Source organism: Rhabdaerophilum sp. SD176, assembly GCF_030143245.1.
Lineage (GTDB): Bacteria > Pseudomonadota > Alphaproteobacteria > Rhizobiales > Beijerinckiaceae > Rhabdaerophilum.
On the sequence record NZ_JARJNS010000006.1, the window covers coordinates 90,685 to 108,563 of the forward strand.

The window sequence follows — 17,879 nt, forward strand, 5'->3', positions numbered from 1 at the left end:
GCGCTCGCCCTTCAGACCCGCGAGGGCCGGAGCCGCTGGCGCAGTGTCCCGAGGAGAGGCCAAAAGAGCAGGACGAGGCCGAGCAGCATCAGGCCCGTGACCAGCGGGTTGGACCAGAAGATCGTCAGCGATCCCTTCGACATGATCATCGATTGCCGGAAAGCATCTTCTGCCTTGTCGCCGATCACCATGGCGAGGATCAGCGGCGCGATCGGGTAGTCGAGCTTCTTGAACACATAGCCCAGCACGCCAAAGGCCAGGGCCAACCAGAGATCGAAAGGCCGCCCGGCGATCGTGTAGGCCCCGATGAAGCAGACGACGACGATAAGCGGGCCGATAATGGCAAAGGGGATGCGCAGGATCGAGGCGAAGAGCGGCACCGTGGCGAGAACCAGCACGACCGCCACGACATTGCCGAGATACATCGAGGCAATCAGGCCCCAGACGAAATCCGGCCTTTCGACGAACAGCATCGGCCCGGGATTGAGGCCCCAGATCATCAGCCCGCCGAGCATGACGGCGGCGGTGGCGGAGCCCGGCAGGCCGAGCGCCATCATCGGCAGCATCGCCGAGGTGCCGGCAGAGTGATCGGCCGTTTCGGGTGCGATCACGCCATCCGGCTCACCCTTGCCGAAATTGGCGCGATAGGCCGAGAAGCGCTTGGCCAGACCGTAGGACATGAAGGAGGCCGCCGTCGGGCCGCCCGGCGTGATGCCCATCCAGCAACCGACAATGGACGAGCGCAGCAACGTCGCCCAGTGCTTCGGCATCTGCGCCGCTGTCCGCAGCACATCGCGCGGGGTGATCTTTGCGCGGATGCCGTCAAGCTTCAGCCCGTCTTCGATGGTCAGGATCAATTCGCCGATACCGAACAGGCCGATCACCGCCACGAGGAAGCTGATGCCTGCCAGCAGCACATCGAAGCCGAATGTCAGCCTCAGGCTTCCCGAGACCGAATCCATGCCGACGCCGGCCAGCGAGAAACCGAGGGCGATCGAGACCGCGGCCTTCAAAGGAGGGGCGCCGGACAGGCCGACAAAGCTGGCAAAGGCCAGGAAATAGACACCGAAGAATTCCGGCGAGGAGAATTTCAGCGCGAATTGCGTCACCCAGCCGGAAAGCGCGGTGATCAGCAGGACGCCCACGATCGCGCCGAAACCGGCCGAGAGAAAGGCAAAGCTGAGGGCCTCGGTGGCGCGGCCATTCTGCGCCATCGGATAGCCGTCAAAGGTTGTCGCAACAGAAGAGGGCTCGCCCGGGATGTTGAACAGGATCGACGTGGTCGAGCCGCCGAACAGCGCGCCCCAATACATGCTTGTCAGCAGGATAATGGCCGAGACAGGGTCCATCGTGAACGTGAGCGGCAGCAGGAGCGAGACGCCGTTCGGGGCGCCCAGCCCCGGAAGGACACCGACAAGGATGCCGAGCAGCACGCCGATCACCATCAGCATGACGTGATACCAGGTCAGTGCGACGCCGAACCCATGCAGGAGGCCGGAAAATCCATCCATGGCAACCTCACAGCCCCAGCCAGGCTTCGAGGGGGCCTTTCAGCATGCCGACCTTGAAGACCCGCTCGATCAGCAGATAGGCGAGGAACGGTGTCGCCAGGGCGATGAGGCCAGCCTTGAGCATGGGGTAGCGGTTCTGCAGCACGAGCGTGCCGAACAGATAGAGTGCCATTCCGACATAGAGGCCGAGCATCAGGCTGACGACAACAAGGCCGAGGATCGGCAGCGTGAAGCCGAGGACGAGCCGCAGCTGCTCCGGCTTCAGGAATGCATGCTCCGCCCAGCGCGGGGGCCGAAGGCGAGGCAAGGTCGCGCGCAGGGCATTGGCGAGGCTCGCCAGCAGGATGATGATCCCCATGTAGAAGGGGAAGGCGCCCGGCTCCGGGCCGGAAGGCGACCAGCCGACACCGTATTCCATCGCACCGATGATGGTTATGACGCCGATGACGGCCAGAAAGGCCGCCATCCCGAGTTCCGCCTGCCAGCGTGCAACCATTGCCCGCTGCCCTTATTTCACGATCCAGCCTTCGCGCTCGAACACTTCGCGCGAGAGCTTGTCGTCATTGGCAACGAATGCTTTCAGGCTGTCACCCGAAAGGAACTGGCCGGTCTGGACGGTGCGGGCGATGTATTCCTTCCATTCCGGGGTTTCCGAGACCTTCTTCAGGACCCCCTCATAGAACTGGACCGCGCCGGCAGGCGTACCAGCCGGGAGCCAGACCGTGCGCGGCATCTGGAAGCGTTCGACCGGGATCCCGGCTTCCTTGCAGGTCGGGATATCGGCCCAGCCCTGCGTTTCGGTGACTTTCGGACCGGCCGGCAGGCGCGCCGGCGAGAAGACGCAGAGCGGGCGGACCTGCCCGGCCTTCCACTGGCCGATGCTCTCGTTCGGGTTGTTGGTATGCGAGTTGATATGCCCCCCGGCGAGCTGGGTGCCGACCGCGCCACCGCCCTGGAACGGGACATAGATGAATTTTGCACCCGTAACTGTGGAGAGGATGCTGGTCAGCGTCTGGTCAGTATCCTTCGACTGGCTGCCGCCCATCTTGTAGGTCTCGGGCTTGGCCTTGACCGCCTCGATATAGTCCTTGGCGGTCTTGTAGGGCGCATCCGCCTTGACCCAGAGCAGGAACTCGTCGAGGGCCAACGCGGCCACCGGCGTCAGGTCCGAGAACTTGTAGCCGAGCTTGGCGACATAGGGCAGCAGATAGGCATTGTTGGTGCCGAAAATGACCTTGTTGGGGTCGCCGGCGGCCGTCTTGGACACAAGATAGCCTTCCGCACCCGAACCGCCGCCCTTGTTGCTGACGACGATCGGCTGGTCGATCAGCTTGTACTTCAGGATGATCGACTGGATCATCCGGGTGAAATTGTCGGTGCCGCCGCCCGGGCTGGACGTCACGACGAATTCGACCGGCTTGGTCGGCTGCCAGCCTTGCGCAGCCGCGCCAGCCATGCCGGCGGCCAGGAAGCCCAGCGCTATTCCTAATTTGCGTGCCATTCTTTCCTCCCATTGCTCATGCTTCGCCACAGGCCCTTGAGCGGCCTGCCTTGTGACAACTTGTCATAACTGTATGCAGCATGCAACATTCATCCTGTTCCCGTAAACAGGATCCCCCGCCATGAACCATCACCATCGATTTGCCGAGCTCGCTGCCCCGGTCAGCCTCTGCGTGATCGGAAGCGGGCAATTCGGGCTGAGCCTGATCACGCAGGCGCGCCATATTCCGCGCCTCGCGCCGCGTATCGCCGTCGACCTGACAGCGGAAACCGCCGGCCGCGCCTTCGTGGCTGCCGGGCATGATCCGCATGATGTGGCCTTGTGCATGACCGACCGCGAGGCCCAGGCCGCGCATCAGGCGGGGAAGCTCGTTGCAGCCGGCAGCCTCGATATCGTTCTTGACCTGCCGTTCGACATTCTCGTCGAAGCGACGGGGCATCCGGAAGCGGCGGCGCGCCACAGCCTCGCGGCCATCGACTCGCAGCGCCACGTCCTGCTTGTCAGCAAGGAAGCCGATTCCGTGGCCGGACCGATCCTCGCCCGCAAGGCGCGGGCCAATGGCGTCCGTATCGCCCCGGTGGATGGTGATCAGCCAAGCCTTCTGATCGATCTCGTGACCTGGGCAGAGATACTCGGCTTCGAGATTCTCTGTGCCGGCAAATCCAGCGAATATGATTTCGTGGTCGACCCTGCATCCGACAGCGTCACCTGCAACGGCGTTCCGGCGCGGATCGAGGGCATTGGCGCTGCCTGGAATGACCCGGCGCTGCCGGCCGCGGACCGCGCGGCACACCGTGCCAGCCTGCTCGGCCGGCATTTCCCGCTGCGCGCGGTGCCCGATCTCTGCGAGATGACTCTGGTCGCCAATGCGACCGGTCTTGTCGCCGACCGGGCGGGGTTCCATTGCCCTGTGGCCCGCATCCCCGAGATTGCCGAGCTTTTCCGACCGCAGGAGATGGCAGGGCTCCTCTCCGGCAGATGCCGGCTGGATGTGTTCCACCATATCCGACTTGCCGATGAAGCGAGCTTTGCCGGCGGTGTCTTTGTCTGCGTCCGGTGCCAGGACCGGACGGCCTGGCAAGTGCTGGCGGAGAAGGGCCATGCCGTCAGCCGGGACGGCCAAACCGCGATGATCTACCTCCCGCGCCACCTGCTCGGGCTGGAGGCTGCGACCAGCCTGTTCGATCTCGCCGCCTCGGGCGAAACGCCCTACGGGCCGGATTACGCACCGAGGCAGGATCTCGTCGCGGTGACAACTCGCCCCCTTGTTGCCGGCACTGTGCTGGAGGCTCGCGGCCATCACCACACGATTGATGGCGTCACAGCCGAAATGCGCCCTGCCCTGCCGCTCTTGGCAGCGGCCACGACGCCATATTATCTGGTCGCCAACCGCGTTCTGGCACGTGACCTGCCGGCCGGACAGGCGATCCGGCTTTCCGACCTCGCGATCGAGCCGAAGTCGACCTTGCTCGACCTGCGCCTTCAGCAAGACGCAGCCTTCCTCGGCGCTTGACAGGTTACACGTCACGCTCTGTATTCTGCATACAGAGAGGATTGGTTGCGCCTTCCCGGTGGGCACGCCAGCGGAACGGCGAGGACCCGGCAGCGAAGCGCCTGCATTTTCGGCCTCTTTGCTGAAAATTCAGGGGGCAGAACCGGATCTACGCCGGATTTATGCCATCAAGGGTCGGCTGGGGTTCTAGAAATCGAATCCCGGTTCTGGCAACAAGGAAACGCGACAGGGAAGCGCGACGCGAGGGGAAACGTGGCCGATTCCGGAAAAAAGACCTGGGCCGTCTCCGACGAAGCCATGGATGGCGTGCAACGGATCACGCGGGTGACGCTGCATGATGCGGTGCTCAACCAGCTCCGCGACATGATCATCGAGGGCAAGCTGCCGCCCGGCACGCGGATCAACGAGGGGCCGGTCGGCGCCTCGCTCGGCGTTTCGCGCACGCCGTTGCGCGAAGCCATCAAGACGCTGGCCAGTGAAGGCCTGGTAGAAATCCTTCCGGCCAAGGGCGCGATTGTCCGGCGATTCTCGGAGAAGGACATCCGCGACATTCTCGACGTGCTCAAAACCCTGGAGCAGCTCGCCGCCCGGCTGACCTGCGCCCATGCGAGCGATGCCGAGATCGCGGAAATCGCCGATCTGCACAAGCAGATGCTGCGGCTCTATGCGGACCGCAACCGGCTGGCCTATTTCAAGCTCAATCAGGAAATCCATTCGGCGATTGTCCGGGCCAGCGGCAACAATGCCCTCACCCAGGTGCATGAGCAGCTTCAGGCGCGGATCAAGCGGGTGCGGTTCATCGGGAATGAGTTGCCGGAACGCTGGGCCGGCGCCGTGGCCGAGCACGAGGAAATGAACCTCGCGCTGCTGGCACGGGACGGCGAGAAATTGTCGGAAGTGCTCGGCCGGCACCTCGACAAGACGCTCGACCGCGTCCGCGACGCGATTTGAAGCCGCTCAGCGGCCCTTCCAGTCCGGCGGGCGCTTGGCGAGGAAGGCTTCCATGCCTTCCTTGAAGTCGCCGCTGAGATAGCAGTTCAGGATCCATTCGCTGTCATCGGGATCCCCGCCCTGCCCGATCCGGCGGAGCGACTCCTTGGTCGCGCGGAGGGTCAACGGCGCATGACCGGCGATCAGCGCGGCGAGGCTCATCATCCGCGCGGTCAGAGCGGCGTAGTCGGGCAGGATCTCGCTGAACAGGCCGATCGCACGCCCCTCCTCCGCCTCGATCAGCCGTGCAGTGAAGATCATGTCCTTCACGCGGGCGGGGCCCAAGAGGGCATTGAGGCGCGCATAATTCCGCATCGAGAGGCAATTGCCGAGCGTCCGGGCGATCGGGAACCCGAAACGGGCGGATTCGGTGGCGATGCGGAGGTCGCAGCAGGCGGCGATGGCTGCACCACCGCCTGTCACCGCGCCGGAGATCGCGGCAATGGTGGGAACCGGGCAGGCTTCGAGCGTGTCGAGAACGCGCTCGATCCGGTCCTCGTAGGCGAGTGCATCTTCTGGCGTGCGGAAATCGCGGAACTGGGCGATATCGGTGCCGGCGGCGAAGGCCTTGTCGCCCGCGCCGGTGAGGATCAGCGCGCGTGTGGCGCCCATGGCCTGCGGATCGGCCGCAATCCGAGCGATTTCCTCGTACATGGCGAAGGTCAGCGCGTTCCGGGCCTGCGGCCGGTTCAGAGTAATGATACCGATCCCGTTCTCATGCGAGAATAGGATCTCGGCGGCCGCGTCGGTCATGGTGTGGGCTCCCCCGGGCCGTGTTCGGCCAGCAACGAATCGATCTCGCTCCCGGAATAGCCGAGTTCGGCAAGGATTTCCGCATTGTGGTCGCCGGCATCGGGCGTCGGCGTGGCCAGGCTGGCCGGCGTGCGCGACAGGGTGACCGGCTCGCCGATCAGCCGGATCTCGCCCAGCGACGGATGGGTGACCGGCTTCGCGATCCCGAGATGCCTGACCTGCGGATCCTCGAACATCTCGTCCACGGCATAGATCGGCCCGGCCGGCACGGCTGCTGCTTCAAGCCGTTCCAGCCAATAGGCTGAATCCTCGCGGGCAAGGATCGCTTCGAGACGCTCGCGTAGCTGCGGCCGGCGGGCAAAGCGCTTTTCGAGCGAATTGTAATCCGGGTCATCAGCCCAGTCCGCCTCGCCAATGGCGGCGCAGAAAGCGCGCCAGTGCCCTTCGGCGCCGACAGCAATATTGATATGCCCATTGCGCGTCCGGTAGACGCCCATCGGCGTCGAATACGGGTGGTCATTGCCGGATTGCGGCGGGACCTTGCCCTCGACGAGGTAGCGTGCGGCCTGAAAATCCATCATGCCGATCTGCGCTTCGAGAAGCGATGTCTGCACCCATTGGCCGAGGCCCGATACGGACCGCTCTTGCAGGGCAACCAGCGCGCCGATCGCGGCATAGAGGCCGGCGGCCGAATCCGCCACCGCGATCCCGGCCCGAACCGGCCCCTGACCCGGCAGCCCGGTAACCGACATCAGCCCGCCCATGCCCTGCGCGATCTGGTCGAAGCCGGAGCGGCTGCGATAAGGCCCGGTCTGGCCGAAACCGGACAGCGATACGAGGATCAGGCGCGGGTTGAGCATGTGCAGCGTTTCGAAATCGAGGCCGAGCTTGCCCTTCACGTCAGGGCGGAAATTCTCGATCAGGAGGTCGGCCGTCTCCAGCAGGCGCAGCAGGACAGCCATGCCGGACGGCTTCTTGAGGTTGAGCGTCAGCGAGCGCTTGTTCCGGTGCAGGTTCTGCATGTCGTAGCCGTGGCGTGGCCCGCTCATGTTCTCGTTCGGATCAAGCCCCGGCGGCGGCTCGACCTTGATCACGTCAGCGCCGAAATCGGCGAAAATGCGCACGCAGGTCGGTCCGGCGCGCACACGGGACAGGTCGATCACGCGGAGAGGTCGGAGCGCGGTCGAGGGCGCGGGTCTGGGCATGGTTCAGTTTCCGAAGGCGAGGCGCGGGATGAAGGTGGTGATCCACGGCACATAGGTGATCACGAGCAGCGTCAAGCCCAGCGGGATATAGAACGGCATCATTTCGCGGAGGACATCGCGCATCCTGACCTGCGCGATATCGGCGACAAGGTAGAGCGCCAGCCCCATGGGCGGCGTCAGCAGGCCCACCATCAGGTTGAATACAACGACCATCCCGAGATGAACGGGGTCAACACCGGCCAGCATCAGCGGCTTGGCGATGATCGGCGCGATGACGAGGATCGCGGTGGTTGAGTCGAGGAACATGCCGACGATCAACAACAGGATGTTGACGAGCAGCAGCAGAACCAGCGGATCGGACGAGATCGACAGCATCCAGCCCGCAAGGATCTGCGGCACGCGCTCGACCGACAGGATCCAGCCAAAGAGCGCGGCGACCGCGACAATGAGCAGGATGGCGGCCGAGGATCGGATCGTCTCCAAGGCCGCGGAGTACAGGCCATGCCAGGTCAATTCGCGATAGAAGAGCGCGCTGATTGCAATGGTATAGACCACAGTCACGGAGGCGATCTCGGTCGGCGTGAAGAAGCCCGCGAGCATGCCGACGATCAGCAGGACCGGCGCCAGGATCGCCGGCAGGGCGGGCCAGAAATCGCGCAGGATTTCCCGGATCGTGGGCCAGCGGTCGGCGCGCGGGTAGTTCCGCTTCCGGGCGAGCCATGCCGTCATGAGCATCAGGCCCGCCACACAGAGCAGGCCTGGCAGGATCCCGCCAAGCAGCAATTGCAGCACCGAAACGCCCGTGACGGTGCCGTAGATGATCAGCGGGATACTGGGCGGGAAGATCGGGCCGACAATGGCGGAAGACGAGGTAACCGCCGCCGCGAAGGCCCGGTTATAGCCCTTTTCCTTCATCGCATCGATTTCGATGCGGCCGATCCCGCCGATATCGGCCAAAGCGGAGCCAGACATGCCAGCAAAGACCAGCGAGCCAAAGATGTTCACTTGCGCGAGGCCGCCGGGAAGCCGGCTCACAAGCGTGTCGGCGAATTTGTAGATGTATTTCGAGATACCGGCCGAGTTCATCAGGCTGCCGACGAAGAGGAAGACCGGCACCGCGACCAGCGGGAAGGAATCCATCGCATAGAGCGTGCGCTGGGCCAGCAGGTCGATCGGCAGGCCGTTCGCGGCGAGATAGATCAGGCACGGAATGCCGATGGCCAGCACGACCGGAAACCCGAGCGCGAATAGGCCGACAAAGGCGAGAATAACGAGAAAGCCGGCCATGATCGGGACCTCAGGTCAGGGTGGTCTGCTTCTCGTCGGGCTTGCCGCGCGAGAAGGTGGTCCAGAAAAGGCTGGCGCAGGCGAACGCGAGAAAGGCTGCGCCGATGGCAAGCGGTCCCATGAAGAAGACGAAGGGCATTTCCAGCGTCGCGGTCGTGCTGCTGAAATTGCGGCTGATCGTCAGGAAGGCGGCTACCGAAAGCACCGAGAAGAACACGATCCCGGCAATTTCGATGGCCATTTGCAGGAGCCAGCGCGGCCGTTCCGGCAGCATGCCCTGGAATTCTTCCATCCGGATCTGCCCGCCTTCCAGCGACACAAGGGCCGCGGCAAGGAAGGTCAAGCAGATCAGCATGTAGCGGGCGATTTCCTCGGCGCCGGCCAGCGGTACATCAAAGACCCCGCGCATGATGATCTGGGTGAAGGGCGCCAGGATCAGGCCAGCCAGAAGCAGGCAGGATACGACACGGAGGACAAGGACGAGCTGTCGCATGAATGTTTCCGGCTGGCTGTAGGCGGCGGGCCCGGAGGCCCGCCGGAACGATGTGTCACTTCACGGCCTGGATCTGGGAAATATAGCTGGTCCAGTCCGGGAAATCCTTCGCGACCTGGTCGAGCACGGCCTTGCGGAAGGCGGCAAGATCCAGCCCGTCCTTCTCCGTGACGAAGGTCATGCCCTTGCCTTCGAGTTCCTTGCGGTAACGATCGAAACTTTCCTTGTCCCAGGCCAACGTCTTCTGGCCAACCTCGGCCATCGTATCCTCGATGATCTTGCGATCGGCGGTCGGGATACCCTGCCAGATGCGCTCGTTGACGAAAACCGACAGGACCGACTGCATATGGCCGGTCAGCATGACGAATTTCTGCACTTCGAACAGTTTCAGGGTGAAGATGTTCGGCAGCGGGTTTTCCTGCCCGACGACGAGCCCCGTCGCCAGCGCAGTCGCCAGTTCCGAGACTTCCACCGGCGTCGCGATGGCGCCCATCCCGGTCAGCATCGAGGACCACAGTTTCACAGGCACGCCGCGATATTTCTTGCCCTTCATGTCAGCGGGCGAAAGCACCTTTTCCTTGGAGGTGAGGTGACGCGTTCCCTGAAAGAAGGAGCCGACAATGCGCATCCCTCCCTTCTCGACGAGTTCCTTGTTGATCGCCTGAAGCGCGGGCGAGATCCGCGCATCGGTGGCGCGGAGCGAATGCTCGGCATCACGGTAGACGAAGGGTGTGTTGAAAACTGCGGTATTGGGTAGGATGCGGCCGAGAGAGGCGAAATCATGATGGCCGATCGCAATCGCGCCGGACTTCACACCATCGACCATCTCTGCCACGCCGCCGAGTTGCGAATTGGCGAAAACCTGAATCTCGACACGGCCTTGCGTGCGTTCTTTCACGAGTTTTGCGACCTCGTCGGCATAGAGCGTCTGCGGGGCATTCGCGACGCCGACATGCGCGTAGCGAAGTTTGATCTGCGCATCGGCCGGCGCCGTCATGAGCGGCAGGATCGCGAGACCCGGCGCCAGCAACCATTTCCAGTTCAGCATCGTTCTTCCTCCCTTGTGAGCCCTTGGGGCCTTTATTGCAGCGGGGCTTCAGCCCTCGCGGTCGTAAACCTTGACCAAGGCGGTCGTATCGAGTTCCGCATGGCCGAAATGGACGGCCATGCGGTAGAGATTCAGCGCATCCGCCGTCATCGGCGTGGCGGTTTTCAGCCCGGCCGTGAAGACATTGACCATCTCGAGGTCTTTCAGCATCTGCCGGGCATAGCCCTGCGGCGCGAATTCCCGGTTGGCCATGCGCGGATAGTTGCGCTGGAGCAGGTTGCTGTCGGCATGGCCACCGGCCAGGCATTCCGGGATGCGCTTCGCGTCGATCCCCGCCGCTTCGGCCACCATCAGCGCCTCGGCCAGCACGGCATGGGTGCAGCCGACGATCATCTGGTTGATCATCTTGGCCACCATCCCCGCACCGGGGCCGCCCATGATCGTGTAGCGGCCGGCCACATCGGCCATGAGCGGCGCGATCCGGGCAAGATCCTCCTCGCGGCCGCCGGCCATGACGGTCAGCGTGCCTGTGCCGGAAGCCGGCGGGCCACCCGAAACAGGCGTATCGACCCAGCCGCAGCCCCGCTCCGCCAGAAGGCGCGCGCCAAGACGGCGGCAGGCCTCGACGGGGATGGTGGAGAAATCGACGAGGATCTGGCCCGGCTTCATCGCCGCAGCAACGCCGCCGCTGCCGAACATCACTTGTTCCACAGCATCCAGGGTCGGCAGGTTGAGGATGACGAGGTCCGCGCCATCCACCACGCCGGCGGGCGTGGCCGCGATGCCGGCTCCGGCCTCCCGCGCGGATTCGCAGCGGGCCGGCGCGATATCATAGGTGGTGATGGCATAGCCCTTCGGCAGCAGATGCCTGACCATCGGCAGGCCCATCAGGCCGATCCCGATATAGCCAAGCCGTGGCTTCGCCGTTCCCGTTTCAGGCATATCCCTCTCCTATCGCATAGATGCGTCGGGCGTTTTCGACGAACAACGCCTCTTGTTCCTCCGGCGGGAAGCCCGCCACGATGGCCTCGAACCCGCTGAAAATTGCAGGGAAGCTGGCACAGATTGAATCGACCGGGAAATTCGAGGCAAACATACAGCGTTCGACGCCGAAAGCCTCGATCGTCCGCAGCACGACGCCGCGATTGGCCGCGGCCGTCCAGGCCTGGCCCGGAATGCCGATCCCGGAAATCTTGACCATGACATTCGGGCAGGCTGCGAGGCCCTGCATCGCGCCTTGCCAGCCGGCAAGCCCCTCGGGCGAGCGATCCGCCGGCAGTCCGGTATGATTCAGGATGATGGTCGTGTCCGGGAAATCTGCCGCCAGCCGAGCTGCCTCGCCCAGATGCCACCAGGGTGTCTGGAGGTCGAAGCGCAGCCCGAGCGGTGCCAGCCGGGCGAACCCCTCGCGCCAAAGCGGATCGGCCATGCCGCCGGGTGCTGCTTCAACCGGCGAAGCGTTGGCGCGCGGCTTGTGGCGAACCGAACGGACAAATCCGCGCCCGGCATGGCTCTCAAGTACCGCTGCGCAATCGGCCCGGTCGAGCCAGGCCTGCGCCACGGCCACGCTGGGCAAGCCGGTTTCAGCGCGCAAGCCGGCAATGTAGTCCATCTCGCCGACAGGATCGCGCGGGTCCCATTCGGCTTCGACATAGACACTGGCGAGCAGGCGATAGGGCGCGGCGTCCCGGCGATACTCCTCCGGCAGATAAGGCCGGCGGATGGCGGAATAGTCGCCATAGCGGAAGCGGATCGGGGGTTCGTCGCTGAGCCAGGGATGGTAGTTCCGGCCGGGGTCCCAGACATGGTGATGTGCATCGACCACGGCGCGTCCAGCGCCGCTCGGGTTGACCGTTCCTGCCCCTGGCTGGTGTGAAATCGCTGCCTCCCGGATTGACGGCGGTGCCACTATAGCTAATGGTTTCCCTGTCGCAAGTATGCTGCATACAGTTTTTCAGGAAGGTTCAGCGCAATGGCCCAGGCCAAGGCTCCGCACAAGTTCCAGCGCCCCTACAAGGGCGTGTTTCCGGTTGTTCCCACAATCTTCGACAAGGCCGGCGGCCTCGATCTCGAGGGCCAGAAACGGTGCCTCGATTTCATGATCGATGCCGGCTCGCACGGCCTCTGCATCCTCGCGAATTTCTCGGAGCAGTTCGTGCTCTCCGATGCCGAGCGCGAGGTGCTGACCCGGCTTTGCCTCGAGCATGTGGCCGGCCGCGTGCCGGTCATTGTCACCACGACGCATTTCTCATCACGCATCTGCGCCGAACGATCAAAAGCCGCCGAGGAGATGGGCGCCGCCATGGTCATGGTCATGCCGCCCTATCATGGCGCGACGTTCCGCGTTGGAGACGCGCAGATCGCCGAGTTCTTCAAGGTTATCTCCGATGCGATCTCGATCCCGATCATGATCCAGGACGCGCCCGTAGCGGGCACGCCCCTGCCCCCCGCCCTGCTGGCCAAACTGGCCAGGGAAATCGAGCAGGTCGCCTATTTCAAGATCGAGACAGCCGGCGCCGCCACCAAGCTGCGGGACCTGCTGGCCCTTGGCGGCACGGCGATCGAAGGCCCGTGGGATGGCGAGGAGGCGATTACGCTCATGGCCGATCTCGATGCGGGCTGCACCGGCGCGATGACCGGCGGCGGCTATCCCGATGGCATCCGCCAGATCATGGATCCCTGGGCACGCGGTGACAGGGCCGCCACCCGGGCGGCCTATGCACGCTGGCTGCCGCTGATCAACCATGAGAACCGGCAATGCGGGCTCATCACGGCCAAGATCCTGATGAAGGCAGGCGGAATCATCGCCTGCGATGAAGTGCGCCATCCGCTGCGGCGCCCCTCGGCCGAAGCCGAGGCGCAGTTACTGGAACTCGCCCGCGAACTCGACGTGATGGCATTGCGCTGGGCGCGCTGAGCCCTGGCTTCAGGCCGGGGCGCCCTGCGCTGCCACGGCCTGACGACGTTGCCGGAGCATCCGGAACCCGAAGGCAAGGCCGAAGCCGATGGCCAGCACGATGATCGAGACGAGCGGCCGGTATGCGAACCAGGCCACGGCGATGACCGCGGGCCCAAGAATGGCGGTCGCTGCAGCTGCAACAAGCCCAACTGCGCCACTGACAAGGCTCCCGAGCAGCGGAACATAGCTCGAGAGCAACGTCACCGGGGCGAAGAGCGACGAGAAGCCGATGAACATCACCAGAAGGCCGACGGCCCGAAGGATCCAGGTCAGGGTGACATTGTCCTGCTGGGCGGTCTCGAACATCTCGTCTGTGGTGCGGGTGCCCTTGGCTGCCAGCAGGAAGTCGCGGCCGTTCCGGGCCCTGTAGGGTTCGATGCCATCCGCCGTCTGCCGGCCGACGAAACTGGCCGTACCCTCGGGCAGGAGCTGATAGCTCACGCGCAGGCTGCCAACCTGCGTGCCGTTCTGGTTGTTTGCGAGAAAGAGCATCCCGTCCCGCATCACGAGGGCTGACCCTGTTCGCCGGCGTGCAGTCTCGACCACCGTCGGATCAAGACGAAAATCGCTCGCTCCGGACAATCGTTGTATCGCATTACCAATAGGATAGGCTTCGATCTTCGCGTCGCGTGCAAAGAAAGATTCGGACGACCATCGCATTGGCGGGTTCTGATGTCCTTGCGGAACGCGGAACCGGCTCGAATCGACAGGGCGGTCGCTCCATTCCTGCGAATAGGTGAACTTGCGGTCCTGCCCCGAGCCCGATTCCTTCTCCACCCATTGGAGCATCTCGACCTTGCGGGAGAGCTTCAACCCCCGCGAACGGATGCCAAAAAGGTCATCTTGCACGCCACCGGCCGACCGGACCTCTCCGGTGACATGGACCAGCTTGCCGTCAAAAGCCGGGTCTCGGCGCTGGGTGCCGATGGATTGCACAAGCCCCTGCCCCTCTTCCAGCGCCCGCGCGGTCTTCACCGCCCGTCCCTCGTTCCAGAACAGGCCCCAGCAGGCCAGCGGGACCAGTAGCAGCCCCATCAGGATGGCGCCGAAACTGTTGGACAGCCTTTCGAGAAAGCCCTGCGGCGCGGCATGGACATCCTCGCCGGAGGGGCTGGAAACGGTGTCCTCGCCCCGGAATGGATCATTGTCTGACATGGAACCCCCGCGCCCTGTGACCCCGCCGACTCACCCGATCGGCCATTCTTGCCGGGAATCCGGCGATATCTGCGGCGTTTTGTCCAGAACCTGCCGGCATTCCGCTGTTGATGTCCGGCTCATGCACTCGGGAATACGACTGGGGCCCTGATCGGCATATTCGAGAGAGCCTGTGGGTTTTGCCACAGATCAGGGCTGCGAAGATGCAAGGATGCAATCCGCCTTCCTTGTGTTTCCGAGAGCCGATGACCGAAAGCACGCCCCCCTGCCTGATCGAGCGCCAGCCTTCCTCTGCGAAGGCTGGCTCTCCCTCACGCCGGCCTCGCGTGACATCGCCACCGAAACTGCCTAGCTTCACCCCCCGATCCGATTGGCAGGGGGTGTCGATGGCGGATGAGGGTTCGACGCTTCATCGGTTCGCGACGGGGGAACTCGCGTGGTCGAGCGGCGTGATCGTCTTCATCGACGTGATGGAATCCGTCCGGCTGACCGCCAGGGATGGCGGGCTCTTCATCACGCGCTGGATCGAACAGCGACAGGCCATCGAGGATCTCTTCGCCCGTGGTGACGGTCGGGTGATCCGGTCGACCGGAGACGGGATCATCGGCCAGTTTTCCGAACCGCGAGCGGCTATCGCATCACTTTTCGAGGCCATGGCGATGGTCGAGCGCGCCAATACCGATCTCGCGGGCCCGCTGCCGATTGCTATCCGCGTCGGGATGGCACGCGGCGAATTCCTGACAGACCGGCAGGACATCTACGGCCAGGCCGTCAATCTCGCGGCGCGCCTGTCCGGCCTCGGCATGCCCAGCGCCATTATTGTCCCCGAAGATCTCCGCGCGGACCTTGTCGACGGCGTCGACGCCGAGATCGAGGATCTCGGAACCTGTTTTCTCAAGCACCTGGAGGCGCCTATCCGGGCCTATGCACTTCGTCCCGTCGGCAAGCGGCGGCTGCCGTTGATGCCGGCCCGCAATGATGCGCAACTCGTCCCCACGATTGCCGTAGTCCCGCTTGTGCCGATCCAGGGTGGACCGGCGCGGGATGCGCTCGGCGACATCATTGCCGATGAACTCATCTCTGCCCTCTCGGGTTCGCCCTATCTGAATGTCATCTCGCGGCTCTCGGCCTCTGTGGCCCGGCAACGCGGCCTTTCGCCCGGGCTCGCGGCAGAGGCGTTGCAGGCCGACTATATCGTTTCGGGCACGTATTCCGCGCTTCAGGACAGGGTCAGGGCGACGCTCGAACTCACCGAAAGGAAGACGGGCCTTGTGCGGCTGGAGCAGCGCTTCTCCATGCCGGCGGAGGCGCTGATCACGGCGGAGTTCCATGGATTCGACGGATTCATCGCCGGGTTACTGCAGGCCGTGCTCCGGAACGAGGTCCAGCGCGTGCGGCGGCAGACCCTGCCCAGCCTCGAAAGCCATTCGTTGCTGCTCGGGGCCGTGAGCATGATGCACCGCGCCGGCCGGCAGGATTTTGCGTATGCGGCCGAGATCCTCTCCACCTTGATGGAACGCCATCCGCGCGAGACGCTTCCCTGCGCTTGGCTCGCCTGCTGGTACACGATCAAGGTGCAGAAGGGCCTCTCCGATGACCCTGCCCGCGAGGGGAACGAAGCGAGTGCTTTGGCGCGGCGGGCCATGGATCTCGACCCGGACAACCCGCTTGCGCTGGCGGTGGCCGGGTTGATCGAGACGAATTTCGCCCGGCGCTTCGTCGATGCGGAAACCCTGCTGGACCGCGCGAGCGACCTCAATCCGAACGAGACCTATGCCCTCCTTCACAAAGCGGCCTTGCTGCAATTCACCGATCGCGGGGCGGAGGCCTATCCGATTGCGCGGCGGGCCATGATGCTCTCGCCGTTTGATCCGCATCGCTACTATTTCGAGGCCATTGCAGCCTCCTCTGCCTTCTCGGCCGGCAATTACGAGCTTGCACTCGCCCATGCCGACGAGGCGATCCGCGCCAACCGGCTCTACCCTTCCGGCAGCCGGGTCAGGGCCGCTACCCTCTGGCACCTCGGCCGGAAGGACGAGGCGCGGAAAACCGCGCAGGCGCTGCAGGATATTGAACCCAACCTCACGGTCGCACGGTGGCTGGCCAAATCCCCAGCAGCCGATTTCGATGTCGGCAACCGGATGGCGGCAGGATTGCGCGGCGCGGGAATCGCGGAAAACTAATCCCGGAAAACCAGGGGCAGGAGCTCAGCATGTCGTTTGCCAACGGATTGAATGGGCTGAATGGCCTTAACGGGCTCAACGGCCTCAATGGTCTCAACGGCCTTAACGGGCTGAATGGCCTGAATGGCCTGAACGGCCTCAACGGTTTGAACGGCCTCAACGGGCTCAATGGCCTGAACGGACTTTCCGGCAGCTGGAACGCGGCTCCGGGCAGCGCCCTGACGATCCATGAGGCGCTGGCCGGACTCTACGCGCCGCCGTCATCCTTGCCCGGGCCGGTTCCCGCCACCGAGCAGGACAGCCTCGCCCGCTGGTCAAGTGATGTGCGCGCCCGCATCCTCGATGCCGAACTGTTCTCGCAGCTCGCCTTTTCGGCTGATCCGGCCAATCCGCGCGGCTTCATTGTCCATTCCTCGCAGCAAAGCTGGACCAGCGAGCCTGGCGGCCCGCATCTCTCGGCCCAGTACGACCCCATCGTGACAATGGTTCCGCCAAGCATCGCCCAGCTGGGTGACCGGCAACTGGCGCTGGTGGCCAATGCGGCCCTCCTCCGCGGAGACCGGATCCACGAGATCCTCGGCCAGATCCCGGCGCCGTTGCCTTATCTCGGCATGTTTGTCCCGCTTTCAGAGGAGCGGACGCGCTGGACGCTCGAATTGTTGTCGACAGTCTTTCGCCTGTCTGTCTTTGTCGAGATGGCCTTCAAACACGCTTTCTCGCTGCCGCGCCCGAACCAGCTTTCACCCCAGATCAACCCGGTCATCCCGACCCCGATGCACGGCACGCTGCCGAGCGGGCATGCGACGGAAGCCTTCGCCATGGTGGCCTTGCTGGTCGAGCTTCTGGAAAAGGCCGGCGCCCGCGAGGCAGGACGGCCCTGGCGGGAGCGGCTGTTCAAGCTGGCGGACCGGATCGCCTATAACCGGACCGTGGCCGGCGTTCACTTCCCCGTCGACAATGCAGCAGGTGCCATGCTCGGGGTTGCCCTGGCCCGATATCTCGCCGCGCGCTGCCAGGGATCCGAGGCGTCCTGCCATTCGTGGCATTTCGATGCCTCGACTTTCTGCGGGGACGAGCCCGACGGCTTCTTCGATCACGCCGCCCTGATCCGGCAGATGGATATCGGAGATGGCCCGCCCGCCGATGCTGCCGAGGCGGGTGCCCCGGCCGTTGTTGCGGGCCTCAGCGTCCAGGCCCGGCTGACGCTCGGCTCCTCGGGCGTGCTCGGCTGGCTCTGGCAGCAGGCGCTCGCGGAATGGGCCTGACGACCGGCGTCGCAGC

16 protein-coding genes are annotated in these 17,879 nt (G+C 64.4%); 5 read left to right on the forward strand and 11 right to left on the reverse strand.

Features of this window, described 5'->3' with window-relative positions:
* Nucleotides 1-11: 11 nt before the first annotated feature.
* From P0652_RS14925 to P0652_RS14935, 3 genes are read right to left on the reverse strand one after another with little or no spacing between them, the layout of a single operon-like run.
* The gene (locus tag P0652_RS14925; RefSeq protein ID WP_284179650.1) at nucleotides 12-1,511 is read right to left on the reverse strand and encodes a tripartite tricarboxylate transporter permease; all 1,500 of its coding nucleotides are present in this window, start codon (nucleotides 1,509-1,511) and stop codon (nucleotides 12-14) included.
* A 7-nt stretch (nucleotides 1,512-1,518) separates the two neighbouring features.
* Entirely contained in the window at nucleotides 1,519-2,007 is a 489-nt protein-coding gene (locus P0652_RS14930; protein ID WP_284179651.1) for a tripartite tricarboxylate transporter TctB family protein, read from the reverse strand.
* 12 nt (nucleotides 2,008-2,019) lie between these two features.
* Complete coding sequence (locus P0652_RS14935) at nucleotides 2,020-3,012, reverse strand: tripartite tricarboxylate transporter substrate binding protein (protein WP_284179652.1); 993 nt, start codon at nucleotides 3,010-3,012, stop codon at nucleotides 2,020-2,022.
* A 121-nt stretch (nucleotides 3,013-3,133) separates the two neighbouring features.
* Between P0652_RS14935 and P0652_RS14940 the strand changes: the two genes are divergently transcribed.
* Together P0652_RS14940 and P0652_RS14945 are read left to right on the forward strand one after the other, a co-directional pair.
* Nucleotides 3,134-4,525 (forward strand): SAF domain-containing protein, encoded by a 1,392-nt coding sequence (locus tag P0652_RS14940; protein ID WP_284179653.1) that lies wholly within the window; start codon nucleotides 3,134-3,136, stop codon nucleotides 4,523-4,525.
* A 297-nt stretch (nucleotides 4,526-4,822) separates the two neighbouring features.
* A complete protein-coding gene (locus tag P0652_RS14945; RefSeq protein WP_284179908.1) occupies nucleotides 4,823-5,476 on the forward strand; it encodes a GntR family transcriptional regulator in 654 nt (217 codons plus the stop codon).
* Nucleotides 5,477-5,482: 6 nt separating this feature from the next.
* On the opposite strand, the gene P0652_RS14950 is transcribed toward P0652_RS14945, so the two are convergent.
* Genes P0652_RS14950 through P0652_RS14980 form a run of 7 tightly spaced genes read right to left on the reverse strand, consistent with a single transcriptional unit; the run spans nucleotide 5,483 to nucleotide 12,126 of the window.
* A complete protein-coding gene (locus tag P0652_RS14950; RefSeq protein WP_284179654.1) occupies nucleotides 5,483-6,268 on the reverse strand; it encodes an enoyl-CoA hydratase/isomerase family protein in 786 nt (261 codons plus the stop codon).
* Nucleotides 6,265-7,473, reverse strand: a complete 1,209-nt coding sequence (locus tag P0652_RS14955; protein ID WP_284179655.1) for a CaiB/BaiF CoA transferase family protein — start codon at nucleotides 7,471-7,473, stop codon at nucleotides 6,265-6,267. The genes P0652_RS14950 and P0652_RS14955 overlap by 4 nt, the downstream gene beginning before the upstream one ends.
* 3 nt (nucleotides 7,474-7,476) lie before the next feature.
* Nucleotides 7,477-8,760 carry a TRAP transporter large permease gene (locus P0652_RS14960; RefSeq protein WP_284179656.1) on the reverse strand — a complete coding sequence of 428 codons (1,284 nt, stop codon included), beginning with the start codon at nucleotides 8,758-8,760 and terminating at the stop codon, nucleotides 7,477-7,479.
* Nucleotides 8,761-8,770: 10 nt separating this feature from the next.
* Entirely contained in the window at nucleotides 8,771-9,253 is a 483-nt protein-coding gene (locus P0652_RS14965) for a TRAP transporter small permease (RefSeq protein ID WP_284179657.1), read from the reverse strand.
* 55 nt (nucleotides 9,254-9,308) lie between these two features.
* Complete coding sequence (locus tag P0652_RS14970; protein ID WP_284179658.1) at nucleotides 9,309-10,301, reverse strand: TRAP transporter substrate-binding protein; 993 nt, start codon at nucleotides 10,299-10,301, stop codon at nucleotides 9,309-9,311.
* A 48-nt stretch (nucleotides 10,302-10,349) separates the two neighbouring features.
* On the reverse strand, nucleotides 10,350-11,243 hold the full coding sequence (locus P0652_RS14975) for an NAD(P)-dependent oxidoreductase (protein ID WP_284179659.1): 894 nt from the start codon (nucleotides 11,241-11,243) through the stop codon (nucleotides 10,350-10,352).
* Nucleotides 11,236-12,126: an amidohydrolase family protein gene (locus P0652_RS14980; protein WP_284179660.1), complete on the reverse strand. Its 891-nt coding sequence runs from the start codon at nucleotides 12,124-12,126 to the stop codon at nucleotides 11,236-11,238. Before P0652_RS14980 ends, P0652_RS14975 begins: the two co-directional genes overlap by 8 nt.
* A 147-nt stretch (nucleotides 12,127-12,273) precedes the next feature.
* Between P0652_RS14980 and P0652_RS14985 the strand changes: the two genes are divergently transcribed.
* Complete coding sequence (locus P0652_RS14985) at nucleotides 12,274-13,218, forward strand: dihydrodipicolinate synthase family protein (protein ID WP_284179661.1); 945 nt, start codon at nucleotides 12,274-12,276, stop codon at nucleotides 13,216-13,218.
* A gap of 9 nt (nucleotides 13,219-13,227) precedes the next feature.
* Here the strand turns inward: P0652_RS14985 and P0652_RS14990 are convergent, their stop codons facing one another.
* Nucleotides 13,228-14,415 (reverse strand): TMEM43 family protein, encoded by a 1,188-nt coding sequence (locus tag P0652_RS14990; protein ID WP_284179662.1) that lies wholly within the window; start codon nucleotides 14,413-14,415, stop codon nucleotides 13,228-13,230.
* Nucleotides 14,416-14,801: 386 nt separating this feature from the next.
* Here P0652_RS14990 and P0652_RS14995 point away from each other — a divergent pair, with 386 nt between their 5' ends.
* Complete coding sequence (locus tag P0652_RS14995) at nucleotides 14,802-16,598, forward strand: adenylate/guanylate cyclase domain-containing protein (RefSeq protein WP_284179663.1); 1,797 nt, start codon at nucleotides 14,802-14,804, stop codon at nucleotides 16,596-16,598.
* 29 nt (nucleotides 16,599-16,627) lie between these two features.
* Nucleotides 16,628-17,863: a phosphatase PAP2 family protein gene (locus tag P0652_RS15000; RefSeq protein ID WP_284179664.1), complete on the forward strand. Its 1,236-nt coding sequence runs from the start codon at nucleotides 16,628-16,630 to the stop codon at nucleotides 17,861-17,863.
* Nucleotides 17,864-17,879 lie beyond the last annotated feature (16 nt).